This window comes from uncultured Stenotrophomonas sp. (assembly GCF_945952405.1).
Taxonomy (GTDB): domain Bacteria; phylum Pseudomonadota; class Gammaproteobacteria; order Xanthomonadales; family Xanthomonadaceae; genus Stenotrophomonas.
This window is the reverse complement of the sequence record NZ_CAMFIA010000031.1, coordinates 18,327-36,540: the sequence shown is the minus strand read 5'-3', so window position 1 is coordinate 36,540 and position 18,214 is coordinate 18,327. Positions and strand designations below refer to the sequence as shown.

Genomic DNA, 18,214 nt, shown 5'->3' with positions numbered 1-18,214 from the left:
CTCGTCGGGCTCATAACCCGAAGGTCGCAGGTTCAAATCCTGCCCCCGCTACCAACGTCATATCGGCGCCAACCGGTTTGATGAATGAGGGAGGGCTTGCAAGTTTTGAAGCCATCGCTCATAATTCCGCTTCTGATGCGGGGTGGAGCAGTCTGGCAGCTCGTCGGGCTCATAACCCGAAGGTCGCAGGTTCAAATCCTGCCCCCGCTACCAAGTAAAGAATGCGCCTTCGAAGTCCTGCTTCGAAGGCGTTTTTCTTTGCGGTCTGCGTCGTTTCCGCGTGCTTTGGGCCAGGTCCCTTTTGTCGTGGAAAGGGATCTGACCCCCGGTCGCACCTTGCACCAGCGCGGTGCAGCCGCTATCATCAGCGGCCTAGCAGTACCCCTGAAGGCGGCCTCCCAGCGGGAGTCCGGACCCGGAAGGAGGGCCGCAACCGGCAGGCAATGCAGGTTGCAACCGGAATCCAGTCACCGGAGTCTTTCCGGAAAAGGGGCCCAACGGGCCCTTTGTCGTTTCCGGGGCGTCATGTTTTCACGCTGGCCAAGGCCGGCACCCAACCAAGAGATCAAGGCAGGCTGTGAGCGACAAGGCAACCGACATCGCGAATCTGCTCGCCCCGACCGTTGTGTCGCTGGGCCTGGAGCTGCTGGGCGTTGAGTATCTGCCGGCCCCCGGCGGTGCGACCCTGCGCCTTTACATCGACGTGCCGCTGGCTGAGCAGCCCGAGCGCATCATCAATGTCGACGACTGCGAGCGGGTCAGCCGCGAAGTGTCGGCGCAGCTGGACGTCGAGGACCCGATCAGCGGCAACTACACGCTGGAAGTGTCCTCGCCGGGCGTGGACCGCCCGCTGTTCAACCTGGAGCAGTTCGCTCGCCACCAGGGTGAATCGGCCAAGGTTACGCTGAAGCTGCCGCAGGACAATCGTCGTCGCCTGCAGGGCCGCATCGAGTCCACCGACGAGGCCGCGGGCACCATCACCTTCATCGTCGACAAGGCCGAGGTGGTCGTGTCGGCCGACAACATCGACAAGGCACGGATCATGCCCGACTGGGTGGCGCTGGGGCTGGCCCCGAGCAAGCCGACCGGTCCGGCACCGAAGCGTCCGAAGCCGAACACGAATTCTTCTTCCAACGAGCCGGCGGCAAAGAAGCCGCGCGCGGAGTGAGCCAATGAGCAAGGAACTGTTGCTGGTAGTCGACGCGGTCGCCAACGAGAAGGGCGTGCCGCGTGAAGTGATCTTCGATGCGATCGAGGCCGCGCTGGCCTCGGCGGCGAAGAAGCGCTATCCCGACGAGGAAGTGCTGACCCGCGTGGTCATCGACCACAAGGATGGCAGCTACGAAACCTTCCGCCGCTGGGAAGTGGTGGCCGATGACGTGGTCATGGAATCGCCGGACCGCCAGATCCGCCTGATGGACGCCGTCGATGAAGCCGAAGGCGTCGACGTCGGCGACTACATCGAAGAGCAGATCGAGAACCCGGATTTCGGCCGCATTGCCGCCCAGGCTGCCAAGCAGGTCATCGTCCAGCGTGTGCGCGAAGCCGAGCGCCAGCAGGTCGTGGATGCCTGGAAGGATCGCGTCGGCGAACTGATCACCGGTGTGGTCAAGCGTGCCGAGCGCGGCAACATCTACGTTGACCTCGGTGGCAACGCCGAAGGCTTCATCCCGAAGGACAAGGGCATTCCGCGCGACGTGCTGCGCGCCGGCGACCGCGTGCGCGGCTACCTGGCCGAAGTACGTTCGGAACCGCGTGGCCCGCAGCTGTTCATCAGCCGCGCCGCGCCGGAATTCATGATCGAGCTGTTCAAGCTGGAAGTGCCGGAAGTCGGCCAGGGCCTGGTCGAGATCAAGGCCTGTGCCCGCGATCCGGGCGACCGCGCCAAGATCGCCGTGCTGGCCCACGACCAGCGTACCGATCCGATCGGTGCCTGCATCGGCATGCGCGGTTCGCGCGTGCAGGCGGTGTCCAACGAGCTCAATGGCGAGCGCGTGGACATCGTGCTGTGGAACGACAACCCGGCCAACTTCGTCATCAACGCGATGGCACCGGCCGAAGTGCAGTCGATCATCGTCGATGAAGACAAGCACTCGATGGACCTGGCCGTCGCCGAAGACCGCCTGGCCCAGGCGATCGGCAAGGGTGGCCAGAACGTGCGCCTGGCCAGCCGCCTGACCGGCTGGCAGCTCAACGTGATGACCCAGGACCAGGTCACCGCCAAGTCGGAAGCCGAGCAGGCTTCGGCCCGCCAGCTGTTCATGGACAAGCTGGAAGTGGACGAAGAGATCGCCGGCATCCTGGTCAGCGAAGGCTTCGGTACCGTCGAGGAAATCGCATATGTCCCGGTCGGCGAACTGCTGGCCGTGGAAGGTTTCGACGAAGACATCGTCGAAGAGCTGCGCGCTCGTGCCCGCGATGCGCTGCTCAATGAGGCCCTGGCAGTCGAGGAAGGCCTTGAAGACGGCCAGCCGGCGCAGGACCTGCTGTCCCTGAAGGGCATGGACGAAGCCACCGCGTATGCGCTGGCCGGCCACGGCGTGCGTACCAGCGAGGATCTGTCCGACCTGGCCGCCGACGAGGTCATGGACTTCGGCATTGAAGGGCTGGACCAGGAGCGCGCTGCGGCGCTGATCCTGGCCGCGCGTGCCGAGGAGATCGCCCGACTGGAACGCGGCGAATGAGCCGGCAATGAACAGGGCCCTGAGCCGCTCAGGGCGTAGAATCCGCGCCACCTCCAGATGCGGGGGGGCGCCCACAAGATCATAGGATCCGAATGTCGCAGCAAACCACCATCCGCAAGCTTGCCGAACTGGTCAACACGCCGGTCGAAAAACTGCTGGAACAGCTGGCCGGTGCCGGCATGAAGTTCAGCGGTCCCGACCAGGTCGTGACCAGTACCGAGAAGGTGAAGCTCCTGGGCTTCCTTCGTCGTTCGCACGGCAAGCCCGAGCAGGCCCCGGAAGAGACTGATCAGTCTGCAAAGAAGATCACGCTCAATCGCCGGAAACAGCAGGAAGTGACGGTCAGTTCCGGTCGCAGCAAGACGACCGTGAATGTCGAGGTGCGCCAGAAGCGCACCTACGTCAAGGATGGTGCTCGCGCCATGACGCCGGACGAAGAGCGCGCCGACATCCTGCGCAAGCTGGAAGAGTCGCGTGCCCGTAACCTCGCCGAACAGCAGGCACTGGCCGAGAAGGATCGTCTGCGCGACGAAGCCATCGTCCGTGCCCGTGAGGAAGAGGTGGCTGCCAAGGAACGCGCAGAGGCCGAAAAGAAGGCCGCCGAGGAAGCCGCGGCTGCCGCCAAGGCTGCCGAGGCGCTGGCCGCCAGCAAGCCGAAGGTTCGCGCTCCGATCGACGAAACCGCGCCGCGCCCGCCGCGCGCCCCGGCTGCAGCCCCGGCTGCGCCGCGTGGTGCTCCGCCGCCGCCGCCGCGCAGCGACGACCGCAACAACCGCAGCGCGCCGCGCAACGAGCGTGGCCCGGGCGATCGCTTCGCCGGCCAGATGCATCTGTCGGCTGCCGACCGTGCGCGTCGTGGCAACAGCAACAACAGCAACACCCGTGGTCGTCCGGGCGGCCGCAACCAGAGCGGTGGCCGTCGCGACATGTCGCGTGGTGGCAACAACGCGGGTCCGCATGCCTTCGAACGTCCGACCGCACCGGTGGTGCGTGAAGTGGCGATCGGCGACACGATCACCGTGGCCGACCTGGCGCAGAAGCTCGCGCTGAAGGGCGGCGAGGTGGTGAAGGCGCTGTTCAAGATGGGCGTGATGGCCACCATCACCCAGTCCATCGACCATGACACCGCCGCGCTGGTGACCGAGGAACTCGGCCACAAGGCGATCCGTGCCAATGACAACGACGCTGAAGACGCACTGCTGGCCTCGACCGGTGAAAACCAGGGCGAAGCCACCCAGCGTCCGCCGGTTGTCACCATCATGGGCCATGTCGACCACGGCAAGACCTCGCTGCTGGATTACATCCGCCGCACCAAGGTTGCTACCGGCGAAGCCGGCGGCATCACCCAGCATATCGGTGCCTACCACGTGGATACGCCGAAGGGCGTGATCAGCTTCCTGGATACCCCGGGCCACGCGGCATTCACCTCGATGCGCGCCCGCGGCGCCAAGCTGACCGATATCGTGGTGCTGGTGGTGGCCGCCGATGACGGCGTCATGCCGCAGACCAAGGAAGCGATCCAGCACGCCCGTTCGGCGGGTGTGCCGCTGATCGTGGCGATCAACAAGATCGACAAGTCCGACGCCGATCCGATGCGGGTCAAGAACGAACTGCTGTCCGAGCAGGTCGTGGCCGAAGACTTCGGTGGTGACACCCAGATGGTGGAGATCTCGGCCAAGACCGGCCTGGGCGTCGACGACCTGCTGGATGCCATCTCCATCCAGGCCGAACTGCTGGAACTGAAGGCGGTCGACGAAGGCCGCGCCTCGGGCGTGGTGATCGAATCGTCGCTGGACAAGGGCCGCGGCCCGGTCGCGACGGTGCTGGTGCAGCAGGGCCGCCTGAAGAAGGGCGACTACCTGGTGTGCGGCATCCAGTACGGCCGCGTGCGTGCGCTGTTCGACGAAACCGGCAAGCAGCCGGAGTTCGCCGGTCCGTCCATCCCGGTGCAGGTCCTGGGCCTGTCCGGCGTGCCGGAAGCCGGTGACGACTTCGTGGTCGTCGAGGACGAGCGCCTGGCCAAGGACGTTGCCCAGCAGCGTGAGACCAAGCGCCGTGAATCGCGCCTGGTCGCTACCGCTGGCAGCCGCATGGAAGACATCATGGCGACCCTGGGCAAGGGCGAGGGCCAGCAGGTCCTCAACCTGGTCATCAAGGCCGACGTGCAGGGTTCAGTGCAGGCCCTGAGCCAGGCCCTGGTCGCGCTGTCCAACGAAGACATCCGCATCAACGTGATCCACTCCGGCGTGGGCGGCATCACCGAATCGGACGCCAACTCGGCGGCAGCTTCGAAGGCCACCGTCATCGGCTTCAACGTGCGCGCGGATGCTTCGGCCCGTCGCATCATCGAGTCCAATGGCGTCGACCTGCGTTACTTCTCGATCATCTATGACGTGATCGACCAGGTGAAGCAGGTGGCTTCCGGTCTGCTGGGCGTGGAGATCCGCGAAGAGATCATCGGTATCGCCGAGGTCCGCGACGTCTTCCGCAGCTCCAAGCTGGGCGCCGTCGCCGGTTCGATGGTCATCGAGGGCGTGGTCAAGCGCAACAAGCCGATCCGCGTTCTGCGCGACAGCGTGGTGATCTTCGAAGGCGAGCTGGAATCGCTGCGTCGCTTCAAGGAAAACGTTGAGGAAGTCCGCAACGGTACCGAATGCGGTATCGCGGTGAAGGCCTACAACGACGTCAAGCCGGGCGACCAGATCGAGTGCTTCGAGCGTATCGAAGTGCCGCGCACCCTGTAATGCTGTACCGGGCCGGCCCTCACGGGCCGGTCCGCCCCCTGGTGGGGCCCGGCCTTGGTCGGGCCGCTCCTCCTGGTAGGACCCGACCCTGGTCGGGTCACATTCAAATCGAGAGCCCGACCGCGTGCCCAAGACTTTCCATCGAACCGACCGTGTCTCCGCCCAGCTGCGCCGTGAACTCGGCACCCTGGTGCACAACGCCGTGCGCGAGCACGGGTTGCCCTCGGTGAGCGTGTCCGACGTGGAAATCACCCGCGACATGGCCCACGCCAAGGTGTTCGTCACCGCGCTGATGCCGGAGCGTTCGGCTGAAGCCGTGGCCGGCCTGAAGGAGCTGGGCTACCGCCTGCGCATGGACCTGGCGCGTGCGATGAAGCTGCGCCACGTGCCCGAGCTGCATTTCCACTACGACGACTCGGTCGATCGTGGTGAGCACATCGACAACATCCTGCGCGACCTGCCCGATACGCTGGCCGCGGAGAAGCGTCGCGAGAGCGACGAAGAATAAGGTTGCGCCGGGCCATGCCCGGCGTCTTTCCATTCCGGCAATGCGCGGCCTGATGCAGGCCGTGCTGCGCCAGCCGGGCATGGACCAGCTCAACACCCTCATGTCATGACCCGAATTCAGTTCCGCCGCCTGGATGGCATCCTGCTGCTCGACAAGTCGACCGGCATGAGCTCCAACGCCGCCCTGCAGGTGGCGCGCCGCCTGTTCCGCGCCGAGAAGGGCGGCCACACCGGCAGCCTCGATCCGCTGGCCACCGGCCTGCTGCCGCTGTGCTTCGGCGAGGCCACCAAGATCGCCGGCCTGCTGCTCGGTTCAGCCAAGGCCTACGACGCCGAGATCGTGCTCGGCCAGACCACCGATACCGACGATGCCGAAGGCCAGGTGCTGCTGCAGCGCCCGGTACCGGCGATCAGCGCCGAGGCCCTGCAGGCCGCGCTGGTGCCGTTGACCGGTAGCATCCGCCAGCGCGCCCCGATCTATTCGGCGCTGAAGCAGGGCGGTGAGCCGCTGTATGTGAAGGCCCGCCGCGGCGATGTCATCGAAGCGCCGGAGCGCGAGGTGCAGGTGCACGCGATCGAGGTGCTGGAGCAGCAGCCGGAGCGCCTGCGCCTGCGCGTGACCTGTGGCTCGGGTACCTACATCCGCAGCCTGGCCCGTGACCTGGGCGAGGCACTGGGCTGTGGTGCTCACATCAGCGCGCTGCGCCGGCTCTGGGTCGAGCCGTTCCGGGAACCGGCGATGGTCAGCCTGGACCAGCTGCGGGTGATGGTCGAAGCGGGCGACGAGGCGGGCATGGACGCGTTGCTGCTGCCGCTGGCGGCCGGCCTGGCTGAATACCCGCGGGTCGACCTCGACGCCGACCAGGCCCACCGCTTCTGTGTCGGCCAGCGACAGCGCGATGTCACCTGGCCGCGCGGGCTGGTGGCCGTGTACGGCCCGGACGCTGCTGTCCAGGGCCTGGGCCAGGTCGATGAGAGTGGCCTGCTGGCCCCGCAGCGCCGGTTCAACCTCTGACCGCGGCCTGCCGGTTCAGCCCCGGTCCTTGTCCCGGAAGCCCCCGACCGTTACAATTTCGCGGCCGTTTTCCGGCAGCCTGCTTCGCGCAGGTTTCATCCTCGTAGTCCACGGCGAGCCTGGCGGTGCGCGAAGCGCGTTCCTGCCGGCCACGCATCACAGAGAAAAAAGAAAATGTCGATCGACACCCAGAAGGTCATTGAAGACAACAAGCGCAGCTCGGCTGACACCGGCTCCCCGGAAGTCCAGGTGGCCCTGCTGACCGCCCGCATCGAGCTGCTGACCGGCCACTTCAAGACCCACAAGAAGGACCACCACAGCCGCCGCGGCCTGCTGCAGATGGTCAACCGCCGTCGCAGCCTGCTCGACTACCTGAAGAAGAAGGACGTCGAGCGTTACAAGGCCCTGATCGAGAAGCTTGGCCTGCGTCGCTAAGCAACGAATCCCCCGCGGCGCAGCGATGCGCCGCGGTTTTGTTTTGTAGCACCGCAATCCCCGATTCAGGCCGGAACGATCCGGCCACCCGCTGGCGGCAAGGGTCGCCGACGGTCCAAATTCGCAGACAGCATCCCCAAGGACACCCTCCGTGGCAAAAATCACCAAAACCTTCCAGTACGGCAAGCACACCGTCACGCTTGAGACCGGCGAAGTCGCCCGTCAGGCCAGCGGTGCCGTCATCGTCAAGATGGACGACACCGTACTGCTGGTCACCGCCGTCGCCGCCAAGAGCGCGCGCGAAGGCCAGGACTTCTTCCCGCTGACCGTCGATTATCAGGAAAAGTTCTACGCCGGCGGCCGCATCCCGGGTGGTTTCTTCAAGCGTGAAGGCCGTGCGACCGAGAAGGAAACGCTGATCTCGCGCCTGATCGACCGTCCGATCCGCCCGCTGTTCCCGGAAGACTACAAGAACGAAGTGCAGATCATCGCCACGGTGATGTCGCTGAACCCGGACGTGGACGGTGACATCCCGGCCCTGATCGGTGCTTCGGCTGCGCTGGCCCTGGCCGGCACCCCGTTCATGGGTCCGATCGGCGCTGCCAAGGTCGGTTACAAGAACGGCGAGTACATCCTGAACCCGACCGTCAGCGAGCTGGCCGATTCGCAGCTGGAACTGGTCGTCGCCGGTACCTCCAACGCCGTGCTGATGGTCGAGTCCGAAGCCGCGCTGCTGTCGGAAGAAGTGATGCTGGGCGCCGTGACCTTCGGTCACCGCGAAATGCAGAAGGTCATCAACGCGATCAACGAACTGACCGTTGAAGCCGGCACCAAGCCGTCGACCTGGGAAGCCCCGGCCAAGAACGACGCGCTGATCTCCGCGCTGAAGGAAGCCATCGGCCCGCGCCTGGGCGAAGCCTTCCAGGTGCGCGACAAGCTGCAGCGCCGTGACGCCATCTCGGCGATCAAGAAGGACGTGGTCGAAGCCCTGGCTGGCCGCGTCGCCGCCGAAGGCTGGAACCCGGCCGAGCTGTCGAAGGAATTCGGCGAGCTGGAATACCGCACCATGCGTGACTCGGTGCTGGACACCAAGGTCCGTATCGACGGCCGTGCGCTGGACACCGTCCGCCCGATCGCGGTGAAGACTGGCGTGCTGCCGCGTACCCACGGTTCCTCGCTGTTCACCCGCGGTGAAACCCAGGCCATCGTGACCATCACCCTGGGCACCGCCCGTGACGGCCAGGTCATCGATGCCGTTGCCGGTGAGTACAAGGAAAACTTCCTGTTCCACTACAACTTCCCTCCGTTCTCGGTGGGTGAGTGCGGTCGCATGATGGGCCCGAAGCGCCGCGAAATCGGCCACGGCCGCCTGGCCAAGCGCGGCGTGCTGGCTGTCATGCCGTCGCTGGAAGCCTTCCCGTACACCATCCGTGTCGTCTCGGAAATCACCGAGTCGAACGGCTCCTCGTCGATGGCGTCGGTCTGCGGCTCGTCGCTGGCCCTGATGGACGCCGGCGTGCCGGTGAAGGCGCCGGTGGCCGGTATCGCCATGGGCCTGGTCAAGGAAGGCGAGCGCTTCGTCGTCCTGTCCGACATCCTGGGTGACGAAGATCACCTGGGCGACATGGACTTCAAGGTGGCCGGTACCGCTGAGGGCATCTCCGCCCTGCAGATGGACATCAAGATCGAAGGCATCACCGAAGAGATCATGAAGCAGGCCCTGCAGCAGGCCAAGGCTGGCCGTCTGCACATCCTGGGCGAAATGGCCCACGGCCTGACCGCTCCGCGTGAAGAGCTGTCGGACTACGCGCCGCGCCTGCTGACCATCAAGATCCACCCGGACAAGATCCGCGAAGTGATCGGCAAGGGTGGTTCCACCATCCAGGCCATCACCAAGGAAACCGGCACCCAGATCGACATCCAGGATGACGGCACCATCGTCATCGCCTCGGTCAATGCGATCGCTGCGCAGGCCGCCAAGGCCCGCATCGAGCAGATCACCTCGGACGTCGAGCCGGGCCGTATCTACGAAGGCAAGGTCGCCAAGATCATGGACTTCGGTGCGTTCGTCACCATCCTGCCGGGCAAGGACGGTCTGGTCCACGTCTCGCAGATCTCCAGCGAGCGCGTCGAGAAGGTCGGCGACAAGCTGAAGGAAGGCGATGTGGTCAAGGTCAAGGTGCTGGAAGTCGACAAGCAGGGCCGTATCCGCCTGTCGATGAAGGCCGTGGAAGAAGGCGAAGGCGCCAGCGCCGAGTAATTCGGTGGGTGAGGACCGTTGGTCCTCACGCTTTCGCCAATGAAAAAGCGGGCTTCGGCCCGCTTTTTCTTTGCCTGTGATCCGGTGGCGGCGCCGACCAGCAGCGCGGTCACGCTCTTGCTGGCCGAGCGCACGTCGTGCAGCGTCTCTGCGTCGGCACCGTTGAAGTAGCTCTCGTAGACGACCCGGCCATCGACCTGCAGGAGCACGCTGCGGATCTGCTAGAGCTCATTACTGGCGATGGCCCGCTCCAGCGCCTCCAGGCGGCTCGGATCAGGCGGGGGGGGGCGCGGGCGCCTAAGGGCAGGGCACATGCAGCGCAGAGCAGGGCCAGGGCGCGCAGGATTGAATACATCATCGGGCTCCATCGAAGGGGAGCCCGAGTGGGCCACGAACACGGCTGAAGTGCTGGCAACGCGTCTGAAGAATTCTGAAGACCTTGCGCTACAAGGCTCTTCGGCCCGGCAGTGGGCGACCCTGTTGGGCACGCTCCTTTGGAGCGCGCCCCTGATGGCATCGTCAACGCCGAGCATGCTCGACCTTACCGGTCGTCTTGTTCCTCTTCTTCTTCTTCCTCCTCGCCCAGCCACCAGACCTGGCCCGGTTCCGGATCACTCAACGGCTGCTCGCGCTGCTCGATGGCTTCCAGTGCGCGGCCAGGAGCCGCAGCCACCCAGGCCGCCATCAACTTCTCGACGGCGGCGCGGCCCTGTGCGGCCACGCCGAGGTCACGTTCGCGATCCCAGTCGTCCTCGCGGGTTTCCGCGTCAGCGTGCTGGTGCGGCGTGCCATAGCAGCAGCGTCGGCACAGCGTGCGAACCGTCGCGGTCCAGTCCTCGACCAGGCCGATGCCGGGCAGGGTCAGCCGGCGCAGGGCATCGATATCATCGGCCGAGTCGCACTGCACGAACACGGTGAAGGTGGCCATGTCCGACGGTTGCAGGCGCTGCATTGCATTGAACACCGGCACCTCATGCTCGCCGTAGGCGCGGTGCCCGGTTGCAGCGCCGTCATGCAGCACGATATCGCCGAAGCGGTAGCCGCTCTCCGGCAGCGGCACGTTGTCGATCCGTGCACGCACTGGATCGATGCGGCGCATGTAGACCGTCTCGGCGCTGGACCAGGGATTGAGGCGGATGCAGGCCACGCCGTAGTCACCCTCGATCGGGCCGTCCTCGCCGGGCAGGGCGATGCCGCAGCGCTTCCACTGCCGACGCGCCTCGGCCCAGTCGCCTGCACCGGTGGCGGCGATGCCCGCGTTCCATGCCGAGCCCTGATCAAAGTCGTCGCGCAATGTCTGCGACTGCAGGTTGTCCTGCAGCGAGGCCGGCCAGTCACGCAGGTACTTGTGCGCCAGTCCGCGCATGTAATGCAGGTAGGCCACGCCGGGCGCGATGGCGATCAGTTCGCCGAACAGCAGCGCCGCCTGCGCCAGGTCGCCGTCGTCGAAGGCGGTGTAGGCACGTGCTTCCAGTGCCTGGCGCGGGTCGTGGGTTGCGTCATCCGGCAGCGCGCCGTTGTCGAAGGTGTCGTGGTCGGTACTCATGTCCATGCGCGGTTGAAGATCCGTGGCTACCTTAGCCGATGCCGCAGCCAGTCAGGTTGCGTCGGCGCATGTCCTGCTGCAACGCATGACGCGAGGCGGATGACCGCTTCGTTGTCGTCATCTGCGGGGACGTGCCTGTCCGCAGGACGACATGCGGCGACAACCGCTTCAGCGGCGTCCCGGTTTGCTAACGTGGCTGCGCCTTCGAACCGGGAGATCCCATGTTGCGCCAGACCGTGGCTGTCCTTGCCGTGCTGATTGCCGGTGCCCTGCCCATCGCTGCGCAAGCCGCGCCCGCGCAGCCGCCGATCTTCGGCGCCTACTACCCCGGCGGCTCGGCCGAGCGCTATCCGGTGTCGAGCATTCCGGCCGAGCGCCTGACCCATCTGTTCTACGCGTTCTCCACCATCGAGGATGGCCGCTGCACGATCGGTGCGGAAGCACCGGCCAACTTCGCGGCACTGGCTGAACTGAAGAAGGCGCACCCGCATCTGCGCACGCTGATTTCGATCGGCGGCTGGGGCGCGGGCGGGTTCTCCGATGCGGCGCTGACCGAGGCCAGCCGCAAGCGCCTGGTCGATTCGTGCATGGCCCTGTTCTTCGAGCGCCATGCCGGCAGCTTCGATGGCGTGGACATCGACTGGGAGTTCCCGGTCAGTGGCGGGCCGAAGGAGCTGGCGCATCGCCCGCAGGATCGCGCCAACCTGACCCGGCTCGCGCAGGCCTTCCGCGTGGCGCTCGATGCGCGCGGGCGCAGGGCCGGTCAGCCGATGCTGCTGACCGCCGCACTGGCCGCCGGACGCCTGCAGACCGATGGTCCCTACGATCCCGCCGCGAGCTACGACCTGCCGGCGCTGGCCAGGGTGTTCGATTTCATCAACCTGATGAGCTATGACATGGGCACCGGCTTCTCCGCGGTGTCGACCTTCAATGCACCGCTGCACGAGGTGGCGGCCGACCCGCTGGCGCCGGAACTGCGGCGCTGGAACAACGTGGCCGGCGCGGTGCAGTACTACCGCGAACACGGTGTACCCGCCCACAAGCTGGTACTGGGCGTACCGTTCTACGGGCGCGGCTTCAAGGTCACCGGTGATGCCGCCGATGGGCTGTACCAGGCCTACAGCGCGCCGGCCGATGCCGGTGACTGGCGGGTGATCAAGGCGCGCTACCTGGACCAGCCGGGCTGGACCCGGCACTGGCAAGCGCAGGCGCAGAGCCCGTGGCTGTACAACCCGGAGCAGAAGATCTTCATCAGCTATGAAGATCCGCGCTCGATCGGGCTGCGTGCACAGTTCGCCCGTGAGCAGGGCCTGGCCGGGGTCTTCATGTGGGAGCTGACCGGTGACGACGAACAGGCCAGCCTGCTCAACGCCATGCTCGGCCCATGGCAGAAGGCCCGCATCGGCGATTGAGCTGCGCACTGCGGCAATGCCATTGGCCTGACCCCGCACACCGCGGCCACGCCCGCAGCGCTACGCTGCGGGCATGATCCATCTCGAACGCCTGGACCATCTGGTCCTCACCGTCGCCGACATCGAACGCAGCTGTGCTTTCTACCAGCGCGTGCTCGGCATGCAGGTCGTGCACTTCGGTGCCGGCCGTACCGCGCTGCAGTTCGGCCAGCAGAAGATCAACCTGCACCCGGCCAGCGCCCCGCTGCAGCCGCACGCGCTGCGGCCGACGCCGGGCAGTGCCGATCTGTGCCTGGTCACACGCACGGCAATGACCGGCGTGCTGGCGCACCTGCAGGCAGAGGGGGTCACCGTGGAGGAGGGGCCGGTCGCCCGCACGGGGGCGCTGGGGTCGATCGAATCGGTGTATTTCCGCGATCCGGATGGCAATCTGATCGAAGTCAGTCGCTACCCGGAAGATGGGGCGTAGCCACAAGGGCGCCAGCACCGGGCAGGGCCCGGCGCCGGTTCAATCGGCCCAGACGCTGTTGCGATCGCCGTTGCGGGCGCGGCGCTGGCTGGCCACTGCCAGGCGGGCGAAGCCGAACGCCATGGCCAGCGCGATCGCATCGACCCAGAACAGCGGCCAGTGACCGCGTGCCGCCGCGCGCCACAGCCAGTCACCATTGAGCGCGCCATGCAGGACCGGCACCAGTGCGGTGCTGAGGGAGGCCGCCCAGAGCAGTTCGCGTGCCGCCTGCGCAGGGCGGCGCAGCGCCGCCCACAGCGCGCAGGCGGCCCAGCTGCCGAAGCAGGCCCAGCGGATGCCGTGGTCGACGGCGGACGGCGCCAGCCGCTCCAGCACCAGCGCGGTGACGAACGCGACCGAGATCGCCACGCACAGGCCGATGCAGACGCCGACCGTGGCCCGCGCCATGTTCACCCCGGCGCGCGGCTGCTGCGGCTGGCGACGCTTGCGCCGCGATTCGATCCAGAGCAGGTTGCCGGAGTAGAACAGGAAGGCACCGCCGAGGCCGAGCAGGAAATACAGCCAGACCACCACGCCATTGCCGAACTCGCCGAAGTGCAGGGCATAGGCTGCGCTGAGCGTGGCGTGGTTGGCGTCGCGCTGCCCCGGCAGCTGGGAGGCGAGTACGCTGCCGGTGGCCACGTCCAGCGCCACGGCACCGAGCGGGCCCAGCGTGCCGGTGGATTCGCCGGTGATCTCGATGGTGGCGTTGGCATCGCCGGCATTGGCCAGCTTCAGGTAGGCCGGCTCGAAGTTGGCCACGCCCTGCGCGCGGGCCACTTCCAGTGCGCGCGCATGCAGCACGCGCAGGCTGCCCGGCGCTGCCGGGATGCCGCTGGCGTCACGCACGGGCGCGGTGTCCATCGCCGTCGGCACCGCCTGCAGGGCCTTGCCGTCGTAGATCAGCGGATTGAGCAGGGCCATCTGCACGAACACCAGGCAGAGCAGGGCACCGGTCACCGCGAACATCAGGTGGAAGGGCAGACTGAGCACGCCGATCACGTTGTGCGCGTCCTGCCACAGTTGCTTCAGGTTGCGCCCGGGACGCAGCGCGAACAGGTCGCCGAACAGCTTCGGCAGATGGATCACCAGGCCGCTGAGCAGTGCCATGCCGTACAGCAGGCTGACCACGCCCATCACATAGATGCCGGCGACCGGCAAGCCGAGGCTGTAGTGCAGCTGGTTGACCAGTTCGGCCAGCCCGGTCTGCGGCGGCGTGGGGCTGCCGGCGATCTGGCCCGGCCACGCATAGCGCCAGCTGCCATCGTCTGCCTGCCAGTAGGCCAGCGGCTGCGGGTGCTCGCTGCCGGGGAAGGTCATGCCAACGTGGCGGCGCGCTTCCGGGTGCGCGGCCAGCACGTCCTCCAGCAGGTACTGGGTATCGTCCAGGCCAGCCGGAAGTGCGCTGGCCGCCCCCGGCGTCTGCCACAGCGGCAGGTCGTGGTGGAACAGGGTCAGCGCACCGGCGTAGAACGCCACGAACAGGCCGAAGCCGGCGACCAGGCCGACCCAGGTATGCAGGGTGGTGAACGTGCGCAGGGTCTGCGAGCTGAATTTCATGGCGTGGGTCTCATTGCACGGCGCCGGCCAGGCGCAGCAGCCCCAGCACGGCGAAGCCGGCGGCGGCGCAGCCACCCAGCAGCAGCCAGGCGCGCAGCGCGCTGCGGAAGCTGAACGCCCACAGTGCAGCCAGCATCCATAGCGGGATGAAGGCAATCAGGCTGGGTACCAGGGCGTTCTGCCACGGGCCGGGCGGCAGCCAGGCCACCCAGCCGGTCGCGGCCGCGGCCAGCAGGAAGCCGGCCACGATGCCGGCAAGGGCGCGCGCCCACATCAGGTCGACTCCGTGCCGGGACGGTGCCAGGCCGCCAGGGCGGGCAGCAGCATCGCCGCCAGCATCCAGGTGCACAGCATCGCCACCAGGCCAGCGGCGAAACCGAGTTCGGCCATCCACAGCCACAGCGCCGCGGCAGCGGCGACCAGGCCGATCTGCCGGCCCAGGCGGCCGGCACGGCGCAGGCGCGGCCAGCGGCAATGCGGCGAGGCGGCATAGAAGGCCAGCGCCGAGAACATCGCCGCCAGCATGCCCAGGCTGCAGAAGCCGAGCGTGGAAAGGCCGACGGTGATCATCGCGGGCGGCCGGCGCAGTGGCGGGCCGGCGAACGCGGAGCACGGGCGGGGCCGGCGGGAGCCGGTCGGAGCGGGTGGCGCATCACGGGGTCCTGGGGGAAGCAGGCAGGCCAGCACGGGGCGATCTGCGCCGACATGGTAATCACTGCGATTTCACGCCGCCAGCGAGACCCATTCAGCGGACCGTACGGCAGCCCTTGGGCTTTCCGGTGCGCTGGTTTAAGATCGTCGTGGAATCCCTGCTGGAACAAGGTGGCCCGCGCCCAGCGCCGGCCGAGCGTGCGACATGAGCACTACCACCGCCCACGGTTGACCCGCCCCCGAAGGCCCTGTATTGCAGGCGCCCTCGCGGCGCTTTTTTATTGCCCGGGCGCCGCCCCGGAACCGCTTTCCAGCCCGCCCCGCGGGCCCCGCACGAAGCCACTGCGATGATCAACATTACTCTTCCCGACGGCAGCCGCCGCGAATTCGAAAACCCCGTCAGCGTCATGGACGTTGCCCAGTCGATCGGCGCCGGCCTGGCCAAGGCCACCATCGCCGGTGCCGTGGACGGCGTGCTGGTCGATGCCAGCGATGTCATCGACCACGATGCCAGCCTGCGCATCATCACCGCCAAGGACGAGGAGGGCGTGGAGATCATCCGCCACTCCTGCGCCCACCTGGTCGGCCACGCCGTCAAGCAGCTGTACCCGGACGTGAAGATGGTGATCGGCCCGGTGATCGCCGAGGGCTTCTACTACGACATCTACTCCGAGCGCCCGTTCACCCCGGACGACATGGCCGCGATCGAGAAGCGCATGGGCGAGCTGATCGCCCAGGACTACGACGTCATCAAGAAGATGACGCCGCGCGCCGAAGTGATCGAGATCTTCAAGGCCCGTGGCGAGGACTACAAGCTGCGCCTGATCGAGGACATGTCCGACGACATCCAGGCGATGGGCATGTACTACCACCAGGAATACGTGGACATGTGCCGTGGCCCGCACGTGCCGAACACGCGCTTCCTGAAGGCCTTCAAGCTGACCCGCATCTCCGGCGCCTACTGGCGCGGCGACGCGCAGAACGAGCAGCTGCAGCGCATCTACGGCACCGCCTGGGCCGACAAGAAGCAGCTCGAGGCGTACATCAAGCGCATCGAAGAAGCTGAAATGCGCGACCACCGCCGCATCGGCAAGCAGCAGGACCTGTTCCACCTGCAGGAAGAGGCGCCGGGCCTGGTGTTCTGGCACCCCAAGGGCTGGGCGCTGTGGCAGGTGGTCGAGCAGTACATGCGCAAGGTCTACCGCAAGACCGGCTACGGCGAAGTGCGCTGCCCGCAGATCCTGGACGTGAGCCTGTGGCAGAAATCCGGCCACTGGGACAACTATCAGGACGCGATGTTCTTCACCGAATCGGAGAAGCGCACCTACGCGCTCAAGCCGATGAACTGCCCAGGCCACGTGCAGGTGTTCAACCAGGGCCTGCACAGCTACCGCGACCTGCCGATCCGCTATGGTGAGTTCGGTGCCTGCCACCGCAACGAGCCGTCCGGCGCGCTGCACGGCATCCTGCGTGTGCGTGGTTTCACCCAGGACGACGGACATGTGTTCTGCACCGAAAACCAGGTCGAGGCGGAAGTGACCGCGTTCCACCAGCAGGCACTGGCGGTCTACCAGCACTTCGGCTTCGATGAGATCCAGGTCAAGATCGCGCTGCGCCCGGAATCGCGCCTCGGTGATGACGCCACCTGGGACAAGGCCGAAGGCGCGCTGCGCTCGGCACTGTCCAGCAATGGGGTGGAGTGGCAGGAGCTGCCGGGCGAGGGTGCGTTCTACGGCCCGAAGATCGAGTACCACCTGAAGGACGCCATCGGCCGTACCTGGCAGCTGGGCACCATGCAGGTCGACTTCATGATGCCCGGCCGCCTCGGCGCCGAGTACGTGGACGAGAACAGCCAGAAGAAGCACCCGGTCATGCTGCACCGCGCCATCGTCGGCTCGATGGAGCGTTTCCTGGGCATCCTGATCGAGCACCATGCCGGCCAGTTCCCGGCCTGGCTGGCCCCGACCCAGGTGGTGGTGGCCAACATCACCGACGCCCAGGCCGAGTACGTCGCGGGCGTGACCAAAACCCTTGCGGAGCAAGGCTTCCGCGTCAGCTCGGATTTGCGTAACGAGAAGATCGGCTATAAAATCCGCGAGCATACGTTGCAGCGCGTGCCCTACCTGCTGGTCATTGGCGACCGCGAGAAGGAAAATGGGGCTGTGGCGGTGCGTACGCGTTCTGGCGAAGACCTGGGCAGCATGAGCCTGCAGGCCTTCATCGAGCGGCTCCACGCCGAGGGCGCGTAAGCAAAGGTCCGGTCCGGGCGCACAGGCACCCGGACCGGTTCGATACCCTTGGGAGAACGTAATATCAGCACCCCTGACAACAAACAGAACCGCAAGAATCAGGAAATCCGTGTGCCGCGCGTCCGCGTGATCGGCAGCGACGGAGAAATGATCGGCGTGTTGTCGCGCGACGAAGCGCTGTCCATGGCCGAGGATGAAGGCCTGGACCTGGTTGAAATCCAGCCGCAGGCCGATCCGCCGGTCTGCAAGATCATGGACTTCGGCAAGTTCAAGTTCGAAGCGCAGAAGAAGGCCAGCGAGGCCAAGAAGAAGACCAAGCAGGTCGAGATCAAGGAAGTGAAGTTCCGTCCGGTCACGGACGAGGGCGACTACCAGATCAAGCTGCGCAAGATGCGCGGTTTCCTCGAAGATGGTGACAAGATCAAGGTCAACATCCGCTTCCGTGGCCGTGAAATGAGCCACCAGGAGCTGGGCCGCGAGATGGCCAACCGGATCGAGACCGATCTGGGCGAGGACATCGTCATTGAATCCCGTCCGCGCCTGGAAGGGCGTCAGATGGTGATGATGATCGCGCCGAAGAAGAAGACCTGAGGCCTGACGGGCCGCCTTCCGGGGCGCCTGGCTGAATGGTTCAGGGTAAAGG

Annotated in this window: 15 protein-coding genes and 1 tRNA gene; 12 read left to right on the top strand and 4 right to left on the bottom strand. The window is 66.4% G+C overall.

Annotated features, from left to right (window positions below):
- Positions 1-136 precede the first annotated feature (136 nt).
- The 8 genes from Q0P60_RS19810 to pnp all read left to right on the top strand — a co-directional run bounded on the left by Q0P60_RS19810 (position 137) and on the right by pnp (position 9,645).
- Positions 137-213 (top strand) — tRNA-Met (locus tag Q0P60_RS19810).
- 364 nt (positions 214-577) lie between these two features.
- Entirely contained in the window at positions 578-1,168 is a 591-nt protein-coding gene (rimP, locus tag Q0P60_RS19805) for a ribosome maturation factor RimP (protein ID WP_294997321.1), read from the top strand.
- 4 nt (positions 1,169-1,172) lie between these two features.
- On the top strand, positions 1,173-2,684 hold the full coding sequence (nusA, locus tag Q0P60_RS19800; protein WP_294997320.1) for a transcription termination factor NusA: 1,512 nt from the start codon (positions 1,173-1,175) through the stop codon (positions 2,682-2,684).
- Between the two features lie 92 nt (positions 2,685-2,776).
- Entirely contained in the window at positions 2,777-5,428 is a 2,652-nt protein-coding gene (gene infB, locus Q0P60_RS19795) for a translation initiation factor IF-2 (RefSeq protein ID WP_294997319.1), read from the top strand.
- Between the two features lie 124 nt (positions 5,429-5,552).
- A complete protein-coding gene (gene rbfA / locus Q0P60_RS19790; RefSeq protein ID WP_005410447.1) occupies positions 5,553-5,936 on the top strand; it encodes a 30S ribosome-binding factor RbfA in 384 nt (127 codons plus the stop codon).
- A gap of 105 nt (positions 5,937-6,041) precedes the next feature.
- Positions 6,042-6,950: a tRNA pseudouridine(55) synthase TruB gene (truB, locus tag Q0P60_RS19785; RefSeq protein ID WP_294997318.1), complete on the top strand. Its 909-nt coding sequence runs from the start codon at positions 6,042-6,044 to the stop codon at positions 6,948-6,950.
- 174 nt (positions 6,951-7,124) lie between these two features.
- The gene (gene rpsO / locus Q0P60_RS19780; protein WP_005410445.1) at positions 7,125-7,385 is read left to right on the top strand and encodes a 30S ribosomal protein S15; all 261 of its coding nucleotides are present in this window, start codon (positions 7,125-7,127) and stop codon (positions 7,383-7,385) included.
- A gap of 151 nt (positions 7,386-7,536) precedes the next feature.
- Positions 7,537-9,645, top strand: a complete 2,109-nt coding sequence (gene pnp, locus Q0P60_RS19775) for a polyribonucleotide nucleotidyltransferase (protein WP_294997317.1) — start codon at positions 7,537-7,539, stop codon at positions 9,643-9,645.
- A gap of 541 nt (positions 9,646-10,186) precedes the next feature.
- On the opposite strand, the gene Q0P60_RS19765 is transcribed toward pnp, so the two are convergent.
- Complete coding sequence (locus Q0P60_RS19765) at positions 10,187-11,197, bottom strand: hypothetical protein (RefSeq protein WP_294997316.1); 1,011 nt, start codon at positions 11,195-11,197, stop codon at positions 10,187-10,189.
- Positions 11,198-11,412: 215 nt separating this feature from the next.
- Between Q0P60_RS19765 and Q0P60_RS19760 the strand changes: the two genes are divergently transcribed.
- Both Q0P60_RS19760 and Q0P60_RS19755 read left to right on the top strand, forming a co-directional pair.
- Positions 11,413-12,603 carry a glycoside hydrolase family 18 protein gene (locus Q0P60_RS19760; RefSeq protein ID WP_294997315.1) on the top strand — a complete coding sequence of 397 codons (1,191 nt, stop codon included), beginning with the start codon at positions 11,413-11,415 and terminating at the stop codon, positions 12,601-12,603.
- A 76-nt stretch (positions 12,604-12,679) separates the two neighbouring features.
- Positions 12,680-13,072 carry a VOC family protein gene (locus Q0P60_RS19755; RefSeq protein ID WP_294997323.1) on the top strand — a complete coding sequence of 131 codons (393 nt, stop codon included), beginning with the start codon at positions 12,680-12,682 and terminating at the stop codon, positions 13,070-13,072.
- A 39-nt stretch (positions 13,073-13,111) separates the two neighbouring features.
- On the opposite strand, the gene Q0P60_RS19750 is transcribed toward Q0P60_RS19755, so the two are convergent.
- Genes Q0P60_RS19750 through Q0P60_RS19740 form a run of 3 tightly spaced genes read right to left on the bottom strand, consistent with a single transcriptional unit; the run spans position 13,112 to position 15,241 of the window.
- Positions 13,112-14,671: a PepSY-associated TM helix domain-containing protein gene (locus Q0P60_RS19750; RefSeq protein WP_294997314.1), complete on the bottom strand. Its 1,560-nt coding sequence runs from the start codon at positions 14,669-14,671 to the stop codon at positions 13,112-13,114.
- A gap of 10 nt (positions 14,672-14,681) precedes the next feature.
- A complete protein-coding gene (locus Q0P60_RS19745; RefSeq protein ID WP_294997313.1) occupies positions 14,682-14,945 on the bottom strand; it encodes a hypothetical protein in 264 nt (87 codons plus the stop codon).
- On the bottom strand, positions 14,945-15,241 hold the full coding sequence (locus tag Q0P60_RS19740) for a hypothetical protein (RefSeq protein WP_294997312.1): 297 nt from the start codon (positions 15,239-15,241) through the stop codon (positions 14,945-14,947). Before Q0P60_RS19740 ends, Q0P60_RS19745 begins: the two co-directional genes overlap by 1 nt.
- A 428-nt stretch (positions 15,242-15,669) precedes the next feature.
- Between Q0P60_RS19740 and thrS the strand changes: the two genes are divergently transcribed.
- Positions 15,670-17,571, top strand: coding sequence for a threonine--tRNA ligase (gene thrS, locus Q0P60_RS19735; protein ID WP_294997311.1), 1,902 nt, complete (start codon positions 15,670-15,672; stop codon positions 17,569-17,571).
- 63 nt (positions 17,572-17,634) lie between these two features.
- Positions 17,635-18,162 (top strand): translation initiation factor IF-3, encoded by a 528-nt coding sequence (infC, locus tag Q0P60_RS19730; protein ID WP_074725076.1) that lies wholly within the window; start codon positions 17,635-17,637, stop codon positions 18,160-18,162.
- Positions 18,163-18,214 lie beyond the last annotated feature (52 nt).